Source organism: Ramlibacter tataouinensis (assembly GCF_027941915.1).
Taxonomy (GTDB): Bacteria; Pseudomonadota; Gammaproteobacteria; order Burkholderiales; family Burkholderiaceae_C; genus Ramlibacter; species Ramlibacter tataouinensis_C.
This window is the reverse complement of sequence record NZ_CP116009.1, coordinates 398,497-413,024: the sequence shown is the minus strand read 5'-3', so window position 1 is coordinate 413,024 and position 14,528 is coordinate 398,497. Positions and strand designations below refer to the sequence as shown.

Below are 14,528 nucleotides of genomic sequence, written 5' to 3'. Positions count from 1 at the left end.
CGGAAGGGACATGCACCCTGGCAATCGGGATCTAAGTTGTACGATGTCTTACCTCAAATCCGGATGCCGCATGACCCCCAACGAACTCAAGCAGGCCCTCTCCAGCGGGCTGCTGTCCTTCCCGATCACCGATTTCGACGCCGAACTGAAGTTCGACCCGCGCGGCTACGCCGCCCGGCTGGAATGGCTGATGCCCTATGGCGCCAGCGTGCTGTTCGCCGCCGGCGGCACCGGCGAGTTCTTCTCGCTCGAGCCGCAGGAGTACGCCGAGGTGGTGAAGACCGCCACCCGGACCTGCCGCGGCCGGGTGCCCATCGTCGGCGGCGCCGGCGGCGGCACCACGCTGGCGATCAAGTACGCGCAGGCCGCCGAAGCCGCCGGCGCCCAGGGCGTGCTGCTGCTGCCGCACTACCTGACCGAGGCCACCCAGGACGGCCTGGTCGCGCACGTCGAAGCCGTCTGCAGGAGCGTCAAGATCGGCGTGGTGGTCTACAACCGCGGCGCCTGCAAGCTGGGCGCAGATGCGCTGCTCCGCCTGGCCGAGCGCTGCCCCAACCTGATCGGCTTCAAGGACGGCCTGGGCGATGTCGAGCGCATCGTCGCCATCCGCCAGCAGCTGGGCGACCGCTTCGCCTACGTCGGCGGCATGCCCACCCACGAGGTCTATGCCCACGCCTACCAGGCGCTGGGCGTGCCGGTCTATTCGTCGGCGGTGTTCAACTTCATCCCGCGCACCGCGATCCAGTTCTACAAGGCCTACGCCAGCGGCGACACGGCCACCACCAGCCGCCTGCTGCAGGACTTCTTCCTGCCCTACCTGGAGATCCGCAACCGCGGCCAGGGCTACGCGGTCAGCATCGTCAAGGCCGGCGCGGCCATCGTCGGCCATGGCGCCGGGCCGGTGCGCCCGCCGCTGTCGGACCTGCGGCCGCAGGAGACCGAGGAGCTCGCCGCCCTGATCCGCCGCCTCGGCGCCCAGTAGACAAGACTTACCCACCCCAAGGAGACAACAGCATGTTCAAGAAGACCCTGATGGGCCTGGCCTTCGCCGCCGCCGCTGCGAGCGCCTTCGCCTACCCCGACAAGCCCGTGACGATGGTCGTGCCGTTCCCGCCGGGCGGCTCGACCGACTCGATCGCGCGGGTGCTGGCGCAGAAGCTGCCGGAAAAGCTGGGCGGCACCTGGGTCATCGACAACAAGGCCGGTGCCACCGGCACCATCGGCGCCGCCTTCGTCAAGCGGGCGCCCGCCGACGGCTACACGCTGTTCGTCTCCTCGCTCGGCCCGTTCGTGATCGCGCCGCACCTGATCAAGGGCGTGCAGTACGACGCGCTGAAGGACTTCGACCCGATCACCGTGCTGGTGCAGGCGCCCAACGTGCTGGTGGTGCCGGCGGCCTCGCCCAACAAGAACCTGGCGGACCTGCTGGCCAACCTGAAGAGCACGCCGGCCAAGGTGAGCTTCGCGTCTTCCGGCAACGGCTCGTCCGACCACCTGTCGGCCGAACTGTTCTGGCAGCAGACCGGCACCGCCGGCGTGCACGTGCCCTACAAGGGCGGCGGCCCGGCCATCAACGACCTGCTGGGCGCGCAGGTGGACGCCGCCTTCGTCAACATCAACAGCATCATCCAGCACATCAAGGCCGGCAAGGTGCGTGCGCTGGCGATCTCCTCGGAGAACCGCTCGCCGCTGCTGCCCGAGGTGCCGACGCTGCAGGAGCAGGGCGTCAAGGGCGCCGAGGTGCAGTCCTGGCAGGCGGTGGCGGCGCCGCGCGGCGTGCCGGCCGACATCAAGGTCAGGCTGCATGCCGCCATCGCCGCCTCGCTCAACGAGCCGGCCGTCAAGGACAAGCTGCTGGCCCAGGGCTTCGAGATCGTGGCCAGCACGCCCGAGCAGTTCGCGAAGTTCCAGGCTGCCGAGTACGCGCGCTGGAAGCAGCTGATCGAAGCGCGCAAGATCACCGCCGATTGAGGCGTCGCAACGGCGCCCCGCGAGGGGCGCCACCGAATCCCGCGAAGGCGTGCCCGAGCCCATGAAGCAAGCCGCTCCCCGCTGCATCCGCATGCACGAGGCGGACAACGTCGCCATCGTCGCCAACGATGGCGGCCTGGCGGCGGGCGCCGTCCTGCCCGGCGGCCCGGCGCTGCGCGAGCGCATCCCGCAGGGCCACAAGGTGGCGCTGGCCGACATCCCGGCCGGCGGCGAGGTGCGCCGCTATGACGTGGTGATCGGCCGCGCGCTGGCCGACATTGCGGCCGGCCGCTGGGTGCACGAGCGGCTGCTGGCGATGCCGGCGGCGGCCTGCCTGTCCGAGCTGCCCGGGCCCGGCGGGCGGGCGCGGCCGCTGCCGCCGCTGGACGGCTTCACCTTCGAGGGCTACCGCAACGCCGACGGCTCGGTCGGCACCCGCAACCTGCTGGCCATCACCCAGACGGTGCAGTGCGTGGCCGGCGTGGCCCGCATCGCCGCCGAGCGCATCCGCGCCGAGCTGCTGCCGCGCTATCCCCAGGTCGACGGCGTCGTCGCGCTGGAGCACAGCTACGGCTGCGGGGTGGCGATCGACGCGCCCGATGCGGTGATCCCGATCCGCACGCTGCGCAACATCGCGCTCAATCCGAACTTCGGGGGCGAGGTGATGCTGGTCAGCCTGGGCTGCGAGAAGCTGCAGCCGCAGCGGCTGATGCCGCCGGGGGTGATCCCGGTAGTGGTTGACACCGCGGACGACCGGGGCCTGGACGTGGTGACGCTGCAGGACGAGCGCCACGTCGGCTTCATGTCGATGGTCGATGCGGTGGTGCGCCAGGCGGTGCCCCACCTGGAGCGGCTGAATGCTCGCCGCCGCGAAACGGTCCCGGCCAGCGAACTGGTGGTCGGCGTGCAGTGCGGCGGCAGCGATGCCTTCTCCGGCGTCACCGCCAACCCCGCCGTCGGCTTCTGCACCGACCTGCTGGTGCGTGCCGGCGCGACGGTGATGTTCTCCGAGACGACCGAGGTGCGCGACGCGGTCGACCAACTCACGGCGCGGGCCGTCGACGCCGAGGTGGCGCAGGCCATCACGCGCGAGATGGCCTGGTACGACGGGTACCTGCAGCGCGGCAGCGTGGACCGCAGCGCCAACACCACGCCCGGCAACAAGGCCGGCGGGCTGTCCAACATCGTCGAGAAGGCGATGGGCTCGATCGTCAAGTCGGGCAGCGCGCCGATCGCCGGCGTGCTGCGCCCGGGCGAGAAGCTGCCTCGAGGCGGCCGCGGCCTGTTCTACGCCGCCACCCCGGCCAGCGACTTCATCTGCGGCACGCTGCAACTGGCGGCCGGCATGAATCTGCATGTGTTCACCACCGGCCGTGGCACGCCCTACGGGCTGGCCGAGGTGCCGGTGATCAAGGTGGGCACCCGCACCGAACTGGCGCGCCGCTGGCACGACCTGATCGACCTGAACGCCGGCCGCATCGCCGACGGCGAGGCCACCGTGCAGGAGCTGGGCTGGGAGCTGTTCCGGCTGATGCTGGACGTCGCCAGCGGGCGCACCCGCACCTGGGCGGAGCGCTGGAAGCTGCACAACGCACTGGTGCTGTTCAACCCGGCGCCCGTCACCTGAATCCGAAGTCCCCAAGAATGAGCACTCCCCTCGTCCAGCACATGCGCGTGGTCCCGGTCGCCGGCCGGGACGGCATGCTGCTCAACCTGTCGGGCGCGCACGCGCCCTTTTTCACGCGCAACCTGGTGATCGTCACCGACAGCGCCGGCCACACCGGCGTCGGCGAGGTGCCCGGCGGCGAGAAGATCCGCCAGACGCTGGAAGACGCCCGCGCGCTGGTCGAAGGCCGCCCGATCGGCGAGCTGCAGGCGATCCTGGACGCGATGCGCAGCCGCTTCGCCGACCGCGACGCCGGCGGCCGCGGCCTGCAGACCTTCGACCTGCGCACCACCATCCATGCGGTCACCGCGGTCGAGTCCGCGTTGCTGGACCTGCAGGGCCAGCTTTTGGGCGTGCCGGTCGCAGCGCTGCTCGGCGAGGGCCAGCAGCGCGAGGCCGTGCAGATGCTCGGCTACCTGTTCTACGTCGGCGACCGCCGCAAGACGGACCTGCCGTACGCCAGCGAGCCGGAGGCGGGCGACGACTGGCTGCGGCTGCGCCACGAGCCGGCGCTGACGCCCGAGGCCGTGGTGCGCCTGGCCGAAGCGGCGCAGCGGCGCTACGGCTTCCAGGACTTCAAGCTCAAGGGCGGCGTGCTGCGCGGCGAGGAGGAAGTCGAGGCGGTGCGGGCGCTGCACGAGCGCTTCCCGCAGGCGCGCGTGACGCTCGACCCCAACGGCGGCTGGCTGCTGAAGGAGGCGATCCGCCTGCTGCGCGACATGCACGGCGTGCTGGCCTATGCCGAGGACCCGTGCGGTGCGGAGGAGGGCTTTTCCGGCCGTGAGGTGATGGCCGAGTTCCGCCGCGCCACCGGCCTGCCGACCGCCACCAACATGGTGGCCACCGACTGGCGCCAGCTGGCGCACGCGCTGTCGCTGCAGGCGGTGGACATCCCGCTGGCCGACCCGCATTTCTGGACGATGGCCGGCTCGGTGCGGGTGGCCCAGACCTGCCGCGACTGGGGCCTGACCTGGGGCTCGCACTCCAACAACCACTTCGACGTCTCGCTGGCCATGTTCACCCATGTCGGCGCCGCCGCGCCGGGCAAGGTCACGGCGATCGACACCCACTGGATCTGGCAGGACGGCCAGCGCCTGACGAAGGAACCGCTGAAGATCGAAGGCGGCTTCGTGCAGGTGCCCAAGAAGCCGGGCCTGGGCATCGAGCTGGACCTGGCGCAGGTGGAGCAGGCCCACGCGCTGTACCTGCAGCACGGCCTGGGCGCGCGCGACGACGCGATCGGCATGCAGTACCTGGTCCCGGGCTGGACCTTCGATCCCAAGCGGCCCTGCCTGGTGCGCTGAGCGGCGGGCGAGGGCGCGAGATAATCCGCGCTCGCCTTCCCTTCGTCATCCCCGCGAAGGCGGGGATCCCGCGCAACGCGCCACGGCTCGCCCGCCGGCGCCCGATGTCAGCCCGATGATGCAGTTCGACTTCCACAATCCCTACCGCACCACGCGCATTCCCGTCTTCGCGCGCAACGTCGTTTCCACCTCGCATCCGCTGGCCGCGCAGGCCGGGCTGCGCATGCTGTGGAAGGGCGGCAACGCGGTGGATGCCGCCATCGCCGCTGCCGCCGCGATGACGATCTGCGAGCCGGTCAGCAACGGCCTGGGCAGCGATGCCTTCGCCATCCTCTGGGACGGCAAGGAGCTGCACGGGCTCAACGCCGCCGGCTGCGCGCCCGCGGCCTGGTCGCCGGACTACTTCCGGCGCAAGTACGGCGACGACGCCGCCACGCCGCCCAAGCGCGGGCCCGACTCCATCACCGTGCCCGGCGCCGTCGCCGGCTGGGTGGCGCTGTCCGAGCGCTTCGGCAAGCTGCCCTTCGCCGACCTGCTGGAGCCGGCCATCGAGATCGCCGAGCGCGGCTACCTGCTGCCGGTGGTGGTGCAGCAGAAGTGGGCCGCGGCCACGCCGGAGCTGGGCGCGCTGCCCGGCTTCGCCCCCTCGTTCCTGCCCTGGGGCCGCGCGCCCCGGGTCGGCGAGCTGTTCCGCTTCCCGGCGGCGGCGCGCGCGCTGCGCGCCATCGCCACGAGCCGGGGCGAGGCGTTCTACGGCGGCGAGATCGCGCAGGCCGTCGAAGGCTTCGTGCGCGAGCACGGCGGATCGCTCAGCGCCGCCGACCTGGCGGCCTACCGGCCCGAATGGGTGCAGCCCATTTCGAAGGACTACCGCGGCTACACGCTGCACGAGATCCCGCCCAGCGGCCAGGGCATCGCCGCGCTGGTCGCGCTGGGCATCCTGCGCCAGTTCGACATGGCCGGCCACAAGGTCGATGGCGCGGACTCGCAGCACCTGCAGATCGAAGCCATGAAGCTGGCCTTTGCCGACGTGTACCAGCACGTCGCCGAGCTGTCGCACATGGAGGTGACGCCGCAGCAGATGCTGGACGACGCCTACCTGGCCAGGCGCGCGAAGCTGATCGACATGAAGCGGGCGCAGCAGTTCGGCGCCGGCAACATCGCCCAGGGCGGCACGATCTACCTGACCGCCGCCGACGAGGACGGCATGATGGTCAGCTTCATCCAGAGCAACTACATGGGGTTCGGCTCGGGCGTGGTGGAGCCGACCTTCGGCATCAGCCTGCAGAACCGCGGCCATGGCTTCTCGCTGCGGCCCGGCCCCAACCAGGTGGCGCCCGGCAAGCGGCCGTTCCACACCATCATCCCGGCGTTCCTGACCAAAGGCGGCCAGCCGGTCATGTCGTTCGGCGTCATGGGCGCCAACATGCAGCCGCAGGGCCACATGCAGATGCTGGTGCGCATGCTCGACTACGGCCAGAGCCCGCAGGCCGCCTGCGACGCGCCGCGCTGGCGCTTCAACGCCGGCCTGGAGATCAACGTCGAGCAGCAGATGGACCCGGCCACGGTGCAGGAGCTGGCCCAGCGCGGCCACCGCGTGGAAGTGATCGACGACAACTACCAGGACTTCGGCGCCGGCCAGTTCATCTGGCGCGCCGGGGACCCCAAGGTGGAAGGCTACGTCGCCGCCTCCGATTCGCGCCGCGACGGGCTGGCCGCCGGGTTCTGAGCACCCGACCCGGTCAGGAGGACCGGGTCGGGATCTCCTGCGGCGCCTTGCGCGGCGCCGACAGCGAGCCGTGGGCGTCGGCGTAGGCCTTGGTGAACTCCGCCCCCAGCAGGAAGATCTGCGCCGCGTAGTAGACCCACACCAGCACGATCACCAGCGCACCGGCGGCCTCGAACGACTCGTTGACGCCGCTCTTGCCGATGTACAGGCCGATCAGCAGCTTGCCGGCCTCGAACAGCACGGCGGTGACGACGGCGCCCACCCACACGTCGCTCCAGCGCACCGGCGTCGAGGGCATCAGCTTGAAGATCATGGCGAACAGGGTCGACAGGATGGCCAGCGACACGGCCAGGTTCATGCCCTGCAGCAGCACCTCCCAGCCCGGCAGCAGCCCGCCGGCCCAGGTGCCGAGCGAGGCCAGGATCGCGCTGACCACCAGCGACACCACCAGCAGGAAGGCCACGCCCAGGATCAGCCCGAACGACAGCAGGCGCGCCCGCAGGATGCCGAGGATGCCCGAGGGCTTTTCCGCCTCCGGCACCTTCCAGATGCGGTCCAGCGCGTTCTGCAGTTCGGCGAACACGGTGGTGGCGCCCACCAGCAGCAGCACTAGGCTGGTGATGCCGGCCACCAGGCCGCGACCGGTATCGCTGTGCTGCGCCACGAGCCGCTCGACCAGCGCGCCGCCCTGGGAGCCGACCATGCCCGAGATCTGGCCGGTGATCTCGCCCTGCACCGCCTCGCGGCCGAACACGCCGCCGGCCACCGCGATCACGATCACCAGCAGCGGCGCCAGCGAGAACACGGTGTAGTACGAGATCGCGGCCCCCATCGAGGGCGCGTAGTCGTTGGACCAGGCCTTGACGGCCTGGAGGGTCAGGCGGAACAGCTTGCGCGGGCCGAACATGGTGCTTCCGTCTTATAGGCCCGGGCCCCGGTCCCCGGCGTTCGCAACGGCCGAGCCGGCACGTAGTCCCGCGCCTACACCGGCTGCCCGGCCGGGCGGACTGCGCCGGACCGGCGACCGCGCTTGAATGGGGGCAGCACCGAAAGGAGCGCACCATGCACACCGCCCTTTGCACCTTCGACGATCGCGACACTGCGGCCCGCGCCCGCGACCGGCTGGTCGCCGCCGGCTTCCCGCGCAACGACATCCACCTGCAGCACCGTGGCCCCGCCGATTCCGACAGCATGGGCGAGGACCCGCGGGCCTGGGAGGGCACGGACCGCGAGATCGCCGCCAGCCGCGACGTGGTGGACCGGGTGGCCGGCTTCTTCGTCCACCTGTTCGGCGCCGACGACCCCGAGCGGCGCCACGAGAGCTGGTCGCGCGCCGTCGACAGCGGCCGCACCGTGCTGGTGGTCGATACCCGCGACGAACGCGAGGCGCAGCGCGCACGCGACCTCCTGCACGACCTGCAGGTGGCCGACCTGGGGGTGTACCACCGGCCGCAGCAGCACTCGGTGCAGGACATCCTGGGCATCCGCGCCGAGGACGAGGGCCCGGACGCGGCGGGGTCCTCTCTTCGCAGCCGCGAGCCGGGCGGGAGCGAGCGCAACGAGGCCGCCCGCGAACGCGCGCTGGCGGCCGGCCGCATCGGCGAGCAGCCCCCGCTGGACCTGCGCGACCCGGACGAGGAGCGCGACAGCCGTCGCGGCGTGCAGGGCGGCGGTGACAAGCCGTCGCGCTGAGTCTGCACCGGAGGGCGGGCGCACGCGGGGCAGGGCGGTCGCCAATGGCGCGACAATGGGGGCGTTTGCCCCGACTGCCGACACGCCCATGCCCCTGCCTTTCGCCTCCCGCCTCGACAAGGTCGAAACCTCCGCCATCCGCGAGCTGTTCAAGTTGCTCGGCAAGCCCGGGATCATTTCCTTTGCCGGCGGCTTTCCGGACAGCGCCATGTTCGACGTGGAGGGCCTGCGCGAAGCCAGCCAGAAGGCGCTGGCCGAGGAGCCCGGCGCCGCGCTGCAGTACGGCGCCACCGAGGGCTACGAGCCGCTGCGCGAGCAGCTGGCCGCCTTCGAGCAGGGCAAGGGCGTGGCCGGCCTGGAAGCCAGCCAGCTGATCGTCACTACCGGCAGCCAGCAGGCGCTGGACCTGCTGGGCAAGACCCTGGTGGACCCCGGCGACAAGGTGATCGTGGAAGGGCCGACCTTCCTGGCCACCATCCAGTGCTTCCGGCTCTATGGCGCCGAGCTGGTCTCGGCCCCGATCGACGCGCAGGGCGTGCAGGTCGACCGGCTGGAGGCGCTGATCGCCGAGCACAAGCCCAAGTTCGTCTACCTGATCCCGACCTTCGGCAACCCGAGCGGGGCCTTGCTGTCGCTGGAGCGGCGCCGCCGCATCCTGGAGCTGGCGGTCAAGTACCGGACCTTGATCGTCGAGGACGATCCCTACGGCGACCTGTACTTCAGCCCCGAGCCGCCGCCGCCTTCGCTGCTGGCGCTGTCGAAGGACGTGCCGGGCTCGCGCGAGTGGCTGGCCCGCTGCGGCAGCCTGAGCAAGGTGCTGTCGCCGGGCCTGCGCGTGGGCTGGCTGGTCGGGCCCGCCGAGCTGCTGGCCAGGGCCACCATGTGCAAGCAGTTCAGCGATGCCCACACCAGCACCTTCGCCCAGGCCACGGCGGCGCAGTACCTGCGCAGCGGCCGCATGCCGCAGACCCTGAAGCACGTGCGCCAGGTCTATGCCGAGCGGGCGCAGGCCATGGGCGACGCGCTGCAGCGCGAGCTGGGGGACGCCATCACCTTCACCCAGCCGCAGGGCGGGCTGTTCTTCTGGGCGCGCCTCACGGGCGCCGGCGGCAAGGTCCGGGACGCGGGCGAGTTCGCCCGGCGCGCCATCGAGCAGGGCGTGGCCTTCGTGCCGGGCGCGCCGTTCTTCGCACGAGACCCCGACACCAGCTCGCTGCGCCTGTCGTTCGCCACGGCCGGCGTGGACAAGATCCGCGAAGGCATCGCGCGCCTGGGCCAGGCGCTCTAGCCGGGGAGGGCGTGATGGATGCTGCAGTGACCGATCGTCCCGCGGGCCTCGGCGCTGCCGAAGCGCAAGCCCTGTCGTCCTCCTTCGAGCGCCTGCGCGCCGCGTTCGCCGCCGACCCCTATCCCGAGTGGCCGGCGCGGGCGGATCGCCTGCGCCGCCTGCTGCGCCTGGTGCGCGAACACGAGCCCGCGATCGCGGCCGCCATCCACCAGGATTTCGGCGGACGCCCGGCCATCGAGACCGAGATCGTGGAGATCTGGCCCAGCCTGGACGAGATCAAGGGCGCGCTGCGGCACGGGCGGGGCTGGATGAAGCCGCGCCGCGCCGGCGTCGGCAAGTGGTTCCGGCCCGCTCGCGCGCGCATCGTGCCGCAGCCGGTGGGTGTGGTGGGCATCATCGTGCCCTGGAACTACCCGCTGAACCTGGCCGTGGTCCCGCTGGCGGCGGCGCTGGCGGCCGGCAACCGGGCGATGGTCAAGCTGTCGGAGTTCACGCCCGCCTACGCGGCGCTGATGCAGCGGCTGCTGGGCGACGCCTTCGGCCCGGACGAGGTCGTGGTCGTCACCGGCGGCGCGGAGGTCGCGGCGCAGTTCAGCGCGCTGCCTTTCGACCACCTGCTGTTCACCGGCTCCACGCCGGTGGGGCGCAAGGTGATGGCCGCGGCGGCACCCAACCTCACGCCGGTGACCCTGGAGCTGGGCGGCAAGTCGCCGGGCGTGGTGACGCCGGGCTACCCGATGGCGCATGCCGCCGAGCGCATCCTGATGGGCAAGCTGATCAACGCCGGGCAGACCTGCATCGCGCCGGACTACGTGCTCGTGCACCGTCCCGAACTCGAGGCCTTCGTGCAGGCGGCGCAGCAGCAGGCCCTGCGCATGTACCCGCAAGGCCTGGCCGACAGCAACTACTGCAGCATCGTCAACGACCGCCAGTACGCGCGCCTGCTGGCCGGCGTGGAGGAGGCGCAGGGCCGCGGCAGCCGCGGCGTACCCCTGTTCGGCGGCGAGCAGCGCAGCGATGCAGGGCACCGGCTCGCACCGCTGTTGCTGCTGGACCCGCCGGCCGACACGCGGGTCATGAACGAGGAGATCTTCGGGCCGGTGCTGCCGGTCGTGCCCTACGACACGATCGAGCAGGCCATGCGCTTCGTGCAGGAGCGTCCGCGCCCGCTCGCCTTGTACTGGTTCGACCGCGAGCGGGCACGCACCGAAGTGGCCATGCGCGAGTTGCCGGCGGGCGGCATGACGGTGAACGACACCCTGCTGCACGCAGGCCAGGAGAGCCTGCCGTTCGGCGGCACCGGTGCCTCCGGCATGGGCCACTACCACGGCCGCTGGGGCTTCGAGACCTTCAGCAAGCTCAAGCCGGTGTTCCTGCAGTCGCGGGTGAACGCGCTGTCGCTGTTCCTGCCGCCCTACAGCCCGCTGGCGCGGCGCCTGCTGCACTGGATGAAGCGGCTCTGACGGCGCCGGCCGGCGAGCCGGGCGGTCAGCACAGCCGGGCAGGCCGGCTGTCCAGCGGTGCGATGAAGGAGTTGGGCTGCTGCCAGGCCGCCGGTGCGAAGTCGCTCTCCCCCAGCAGGCCGGTGGGATCGGAATCCGAGCCGGCGCGGCCGGCGGCACGCGCCTGCTGGCGGGAGTCGCGCTGGCGGTGCAGCGCCGCCAGCAGCTTCTCCTTGGCAGCGGCCAGCTTGGCCTGTTCCTCGTCCTCGTGCGAGGCGGGGGCAACGGCCTGTTCCCCCAGGAATTCCGCGCGGATCTCGGCTGCGTCGGGCAGCCTGCCCGGCCGGGCCACCCAGTAGCTGATGCCGCACTGCGACAGCAGCATCAGCTTGAGGTGGCGGTTGCTGCGCGACAGCCCCTTGGGCCCGGGCACGTCGACACAGCCGACCACTTGCCCGTCGGATCGGCAAACGGTGAAGGTGCAATAGACGCCGCCGAGCAGCTGGTACCAGTATTCGCTGTTCTCCCCGGCGCGCGGCAGGGTGAATCGCGTGACGGGCAGCTTGACCATCACGTGCTGGTCGGGGAACACGCCCACCAGCCAGCGCCAGACCCTGCACTCCTGGGAGTTGGCCATCCTGCGCGAGTCGAGAGGCCAGTGGCGCGGGATGCGCCGGCGCGCTTTGGCGGCGTGGTTGATCCACCAGACGTGGCCGATTATTCCTGCGGCAATTCCGAACATGGCCACGACCGTCGAAATCCACAGCTTTGGCGCATCACCCATCGAGTTGCCTCCCGATTTGTAATCGAATGTAGCACCATCGACTGGAAAAATGTGTGGCCAGGAGGTTGTTCGCGCGATGCCCAAAGCCATGCCGCGCCAGAGCCGCGCGCATCAAGGTCCGCACCTGGATGGGCTGGCCATGGGCATGGCCGCGAAAGTGTCTTGTGCGGGCCGCTCGCGGCGGCCCGCGGCCGGTCAGCCGACCTCGGCGGCCGGCAACGGTGCCGGGTCGCTGTCGTCGATCACCGGCAGGCGCGGTCGCTGCAGCTTGATGTGGGCGGCGAGTCCGCCCGAGGTGGTGTTGGCGAGCGCGAAGATGCCGCCCATGCGCTGCACCGTCTTGTCGACGATGGCCAGGCCCAGCCCCGCGCCGGTGGCGGCGGTGCGGGCGGCGTCGCCGCGGAAGAAGGGCTTGATCAGGTTGGGCAGGGCCTCGGGCGCCACGCCCATGCCGTGGTCGCGCACCTTGAGCAGCACCCATTCGTTGCGCTGCTTGGCGGCGATGTCGACCACCGCGATGCCGGTCTCGGGCGTCTTGCCGTAGCGGCGCGCGTTCTCCAGCAGGTTGGAGATGACGCGCGCGAGTTCCACTTCGTCGGCCAGCACGTACAGGCTCTTGGGCACGTCGGTGTTGATCCGCATGTCGCCGTGGTCCTGCACGGCATACACGCAGGCCTCGACCACGCTGCGCAGGTTGACCGGCTTGAGCTCGGCGTGGTCGGGCCGGGCGTAGTCGAGGAACTTGTCGATGATGGCGTCGAGCTGGTCGATGTCGGACGCCATGTGTTCGCGCGCCTCGGGGTCGGCCACGCTCATCTCGGTCTCCAGCCGCAGCCGCGCCAGCGGGGTGCGCAGGTCGTGCGAGATGCCGGCCAGCATGACGGCCCGGTCCTGCTCGATCTTGGCGAGTTGCTGCGCCATCCGGTTGAAGCCGATGTTGACCTCGCGGATCTCGCTGGTCACGGCCTTCTCGTCAAGCCGGCTGGCGTCGAAGTCGCCGTCGCGCACCCGGCTGGCGGCGAACGACAGCTGCTTGAGCGGACGGTTGATCAGGCGCGCGATCAGCGCCGCGCCGGCCAGCGACAGGCCCGCCGCGGTGATCAGCCAGATCAGCCAGGTGCGGCCCCCGACGCGCGTGAAGCGGTTGCGGTCCATCAGCAGCCAGTAGGCATCGGCGTCGATCTTGAACCCGACCCAGAAACCCTGCTCGCCATTGACGGCCGAGGCCAGGATGGTGCCCGGTCCGAGCCGGTTCACCAGTTCGTCGGCCACGCGTTCGTCGAGCGAGACGGAATCGAACACCACATAGACGTCGGTCGGCTTGCTTGGGAGGATGCGCACGCCTTCCTGCTCGGCCAGCGTCTTGATCAGCGATACGCGGGCGATCGCGTCGGAGTAGCGCAGCGCCGCGCGGCTGAGGTTGACCAGCGACGCGATCTGCTGCGCGGTCTGCACCGCGCGCGGCTCGAACTCCAGCGCGCGGAAGGTCTGCAGCCAGGCCACGATCGAGCCGATCAGCAGCAGCGACAGCAGGAAGAAGGTGCGCCAGAACAGGGACAGCCCGACGCGCGGGCGCATCTCCAGCGGCGCCGGTGCCGTCTCCAACGGGGCCGGCCCGGTGGCGTCCATGCTGGTCGTCGAAACCCCTCGGATCATCTCGTCATGCAGGTGCGAATGGCGCCGGCCGCGGCCGGGTGCGAACCCCGATTGTCGACTGCGGCTCAGCCCTTGTCATTCGCCGGCGCCGATGGCGCCCCCGTCGTGGGCTCAGCCCGCGCCGTCCGGCACGAACACGTAGCCCACGCCCCACACGGTCTGGATGTAGCGGGGCGCGGACGGATCGAGCTCCACCAGCTTGCGCAGGCGGGACACCTGCACGTCCAGGCTGCGGTCGAAGGGCTCGAACTCGCGGCCGCGGGCCAGCTGCGCCAGCTTCTCGCGCGACAGCGGCTGGCGCGGATGGCGCACCAGCGCCTTGAGCATGGCGAACTCGCCGGTGGTCAGGGGCAACTCGTCGCCGTTCTTGCGCAGGGTGCGGGCGCCCAGGTCGAAGGCGAAGGGGCCGAAGGTGACGACTTCGTTCTCGCTCGACGGTGCGCCGGGGGCTTCCTGCGCCGGGCGGCGGCGCAGCACCGCGTGGACGCGGGCCAGCAGTTCGCGCGGGTTGAACGGCTTGCCCAGGTAATCGTCGGCGCCGACCTCCAGCCCCACGATGCGATCGACGTCCTCGCCCTTGGCCGTCAGCATGATGATCGGGGTGCGGTCGTTGGCCGCGCGCAGCCGGCGGCAGATCGACAGGCCGTCCTCCCCGGGCATCATCAGGTCCAGCACGATCAGGTCGGCGGTCTCTCGCAGCATCAGGCGGTTGAGCGCCTTGCCGTCTTCCGCCAGGATGACCTCGAAGCCTTCCTGGGTCAGGTAGCGCCTGAGCAGGTCGCGGATGCGGGCATCGTCATCGACCACCAGGATCTTGTCGGTGCGGGCAGCAGCTTGTGTCATGATGCTCCAAAACGTATTTGTAACAGAGCCGATTCTGAGGGCCTTGTCCAGCGAAAAGCGGGTAATCGGGCGGTACCTGACACACTGTTACACAAGTTGCGGCGAATGGGAGCGAATCACTTTCTGAGCGTGAACGCCGCGCCCTGAGAAACA

General features: G+C 70.9%; 12 protein-coding genes. 8 read left to right on the top strand and 4 right to left on the bottom strand.

Features of this window, described 5'->3' with window-relative positions; all coding sequences use genetic code 11:
• The first annotated feature begins 70 nt into the window (after positions 1-70).
• The 5 genes from kdgD (at position 71) to PE066_RS01805 (ending at position 6,670) form a co-directional block, all read left to right on the top strand.
• Positions 71-982 (top strand): 5-dehydro-4-deoxyglucarate dehydratase, encoded by a 912-nt coding sequence (gene kdgD, locus PE066_RS01825; protein WP_271234855.1) that lies wholly within the window; start codon positions 71-73, stop codon positions 980-982.
• 32 nt (positions 983-1,014) lie between these two features.
• Positions 1,015-1,971, top strand: a complete 957-nt coding sequence (locus PE066_RS01820) for a Bug family tripartite tricarboxylate transporter substrate binding protein (protein ID WP_271234854.1) — start codon at positions 1,015-1,017, stop codon at positions 1,969-1,971.
• 61 nt (positions 1,972-2,032) lie between these two features.
• Positions 2,033-3,598: a galactarate dehydratase gene (gene garD, locus PE066_RS01815; RefSeq protein ID WP_271234853.1), complete on the top strand. Its 1,566-nt coding sequence runs from the start codon at positions 2,033-2,035 to the stop codon at positions 3,596-3,598.
• A 17-nt stretch (positions 3,599-3,615) separates the two neighbouring features.
• On the top strand, positions 3,616-4,941 hold the full coding sequence (gene gudD / locus PE066_RS01810) for a glucarate dehydratase (protein WP_271234852.1): 1,326 nt from the start codon (positions 3,616-3,618) through the stop codon (positions 4,939-4,941).
• A 118-nt stretch (positions 4,942-5,059) separates the two neighbouring features.
• Complete coding sequence (locus tag PE066_RS01805; RefSeq protein WP_271236487.1) at positions 5,060-6,670, top strand: gamma-glutamyltransferase family protein; 1,611 nt, start codon at positions 5,060-5,062, stop codon at positions 6,668-6,670.
• Positions 6,671-6,683: 13 nt separating this feature from the next.
• On the opposite strand, the gene PE066_RS01800 is transcribed toward PE066_RS01805, so the two are convergent.
• Positions 6,684-7,577 (bottom strand): YihY/virulence factor BrkB family protein, encoded by an 894-nt coding sequence (locus PE066_RS01800; protein WP_271234851.1) that lies wholly within the window; start codon positions 7,575-7,577, stop codon positions 6,684-6,686.
• Positions 7,578-7,732: 155 nt separating this feature from the next.
• Here PE066_RS01800 and PE066_RS01795 point away from each other — a divergent pair, with 155 nt between their 5' ends.
• From PE066_RS01795 to PE066_RS01785, 3 genes are all read left to right on the top strand, one after another.
• Positions 7,733-8,362, top strand: a complete 630-nt coding sequence (locus PE066_RS01795; RefSeq protein WP_271234850.1) for a hypothetical protein — start codon at positions 7,733-7,735, stop codon at positions 8,360-8,362.
• 94 nt (positions 8,363-8,456) lie between these two features.
• Complete coding sequence (locus tag PE066_RS01790) at positions 8,457-9,650, top strand: aminotransferase-like domain-containing protein (protein ID WP_271236486.1); 1,194 nt, start codon at positions 8,457-8,459, stop codon at positions 9,648-9,650.
• Positions 9,651-9,676: 26 nt separating this feature from the next.
• Positions 9,677-11,113, top strand: coding sequence for a coniferyl aldehyde dehydrogenase (locus tag PE066_RS01785; protein ID WP_271234849.1), 1,437 nt, complete (start codon positions 9,677-9,679; stop codon positions 11,111-11,113).
• A 25-nt stretch (positions 11,114-11,138) separates the two neighbouring features.
• On the opposite strand, the gene PE066_RS01780 is transcribed toward PE066_RS01785, so the two are convergent.
• The 3 genes from PE066_RS01780 to ompR all read right to left on the bottom strand — a co-directional run bounded on the left by PE066_RS01780 (position 11,139) and on the right by ompR (position 14,375).
• Complete coding sequence (locus PE066_RS01780; protein ID WP_271234848.1) at positions 11,139-11,840, bottom strand: hypothetical protein; 702 nt, start codon at positions 11,838-11,840, stop codon at positions 11,139-11,141.
• Positions 11,841-12,071: 231 nt separating this feature from the next.
• Positions 12,072-13,532, bottom strand: a complete 1,461-nt coding sequence (locus tag PE066_RS01775) for a sensor histidine kinase (RefSeq protein WP_271234847.1) — start codon at positions 13,530-13,532, stop codon at positions 12,072-12,074.
• 111 nt (positions 13,533-13,643) lie between these two features.
• Positions 13,644-14,375 (bottom strand): osmolarity response regulator transcription factor OmpR, encoded by a 732-nt coding sequence (gene ompR / locus PE066_RS01770; protein ID WP_055902032.1) that lies wholly within the window; start codon positions 14,373-14,375, stop codon positions 13,644-13,646.
• Positions 14,376-14,528: the final 153 nt, after the last annotated feature.

What these genes read in the sequence shown, in the direction of transcription:
- PE066_RS01775 (WP_271234847.1), bottom strand. Translation starts at nt 13,532, where the DNA reads ATGATCCGAGGGGTTTCGACGACCAGCATGGACGCCACCGGGCCGGCC.
- PE066_RS01795 (WP_271234850.1), top strand. Translation starts at nt 7,733, where the DNA reads ATGCACACCGCCCTTTGCACCTTCGACGATCGCGACACTGCGGCCCGC.
- ompR (WP_055902032.1), bottom strand. Translation starts at nt 14,375, where the DNA reads ATGACACAAGCTGCTGCCCGCACCGACAAGATCCTGGTGGTCGATGAC.
- garD (WP_271234853.1), top strand. Translation starts at nt 2,033, where the DNA reads ATGAAGCAAGCCGCTCCCCGCTGCATCCGCATGCACGAGGCGGACAAC.
- PE066_RS01805 (WP_271236487.1), top strand. Translation starts at nt 5,060, where the DNA reads ATGCAGTTCGACTTCCACAATCCCTACCGCACCACGCGCATTCCCGTC.
- gudD (WP_271234852.1), top strand. Translation starts at nt 3,616, where the DNA reads ATGAGCACTCCCCTCGTCCAGCACATGCGCGTGGTCCCGGTCGCCGGC.
- kdgD (WP_271234855.1), top strand. Translation starts at nt 71, where the DNA reads ATGACCCCCAACGAACTCAAGCAGGCCCTCTCCAGCGGGCTGCTGTCC.
- PE066_RS01820 (WP_271234854.1), top strand. Translation starts at nt 1,015, where the DNA reads ATGTTCAAGAAGACCCTGATGGGCCTGGCCTTCGCCGCCGCCGCTGCG.
- PE066_RS01800 (WP_271234851.1), bottom strand. Translation starts at nt 7,577, where the DNA reads ATGTTCGGCCCGCGCAAGCTGTTCCGCCTGACCCTCCAGGCCGTCAAG.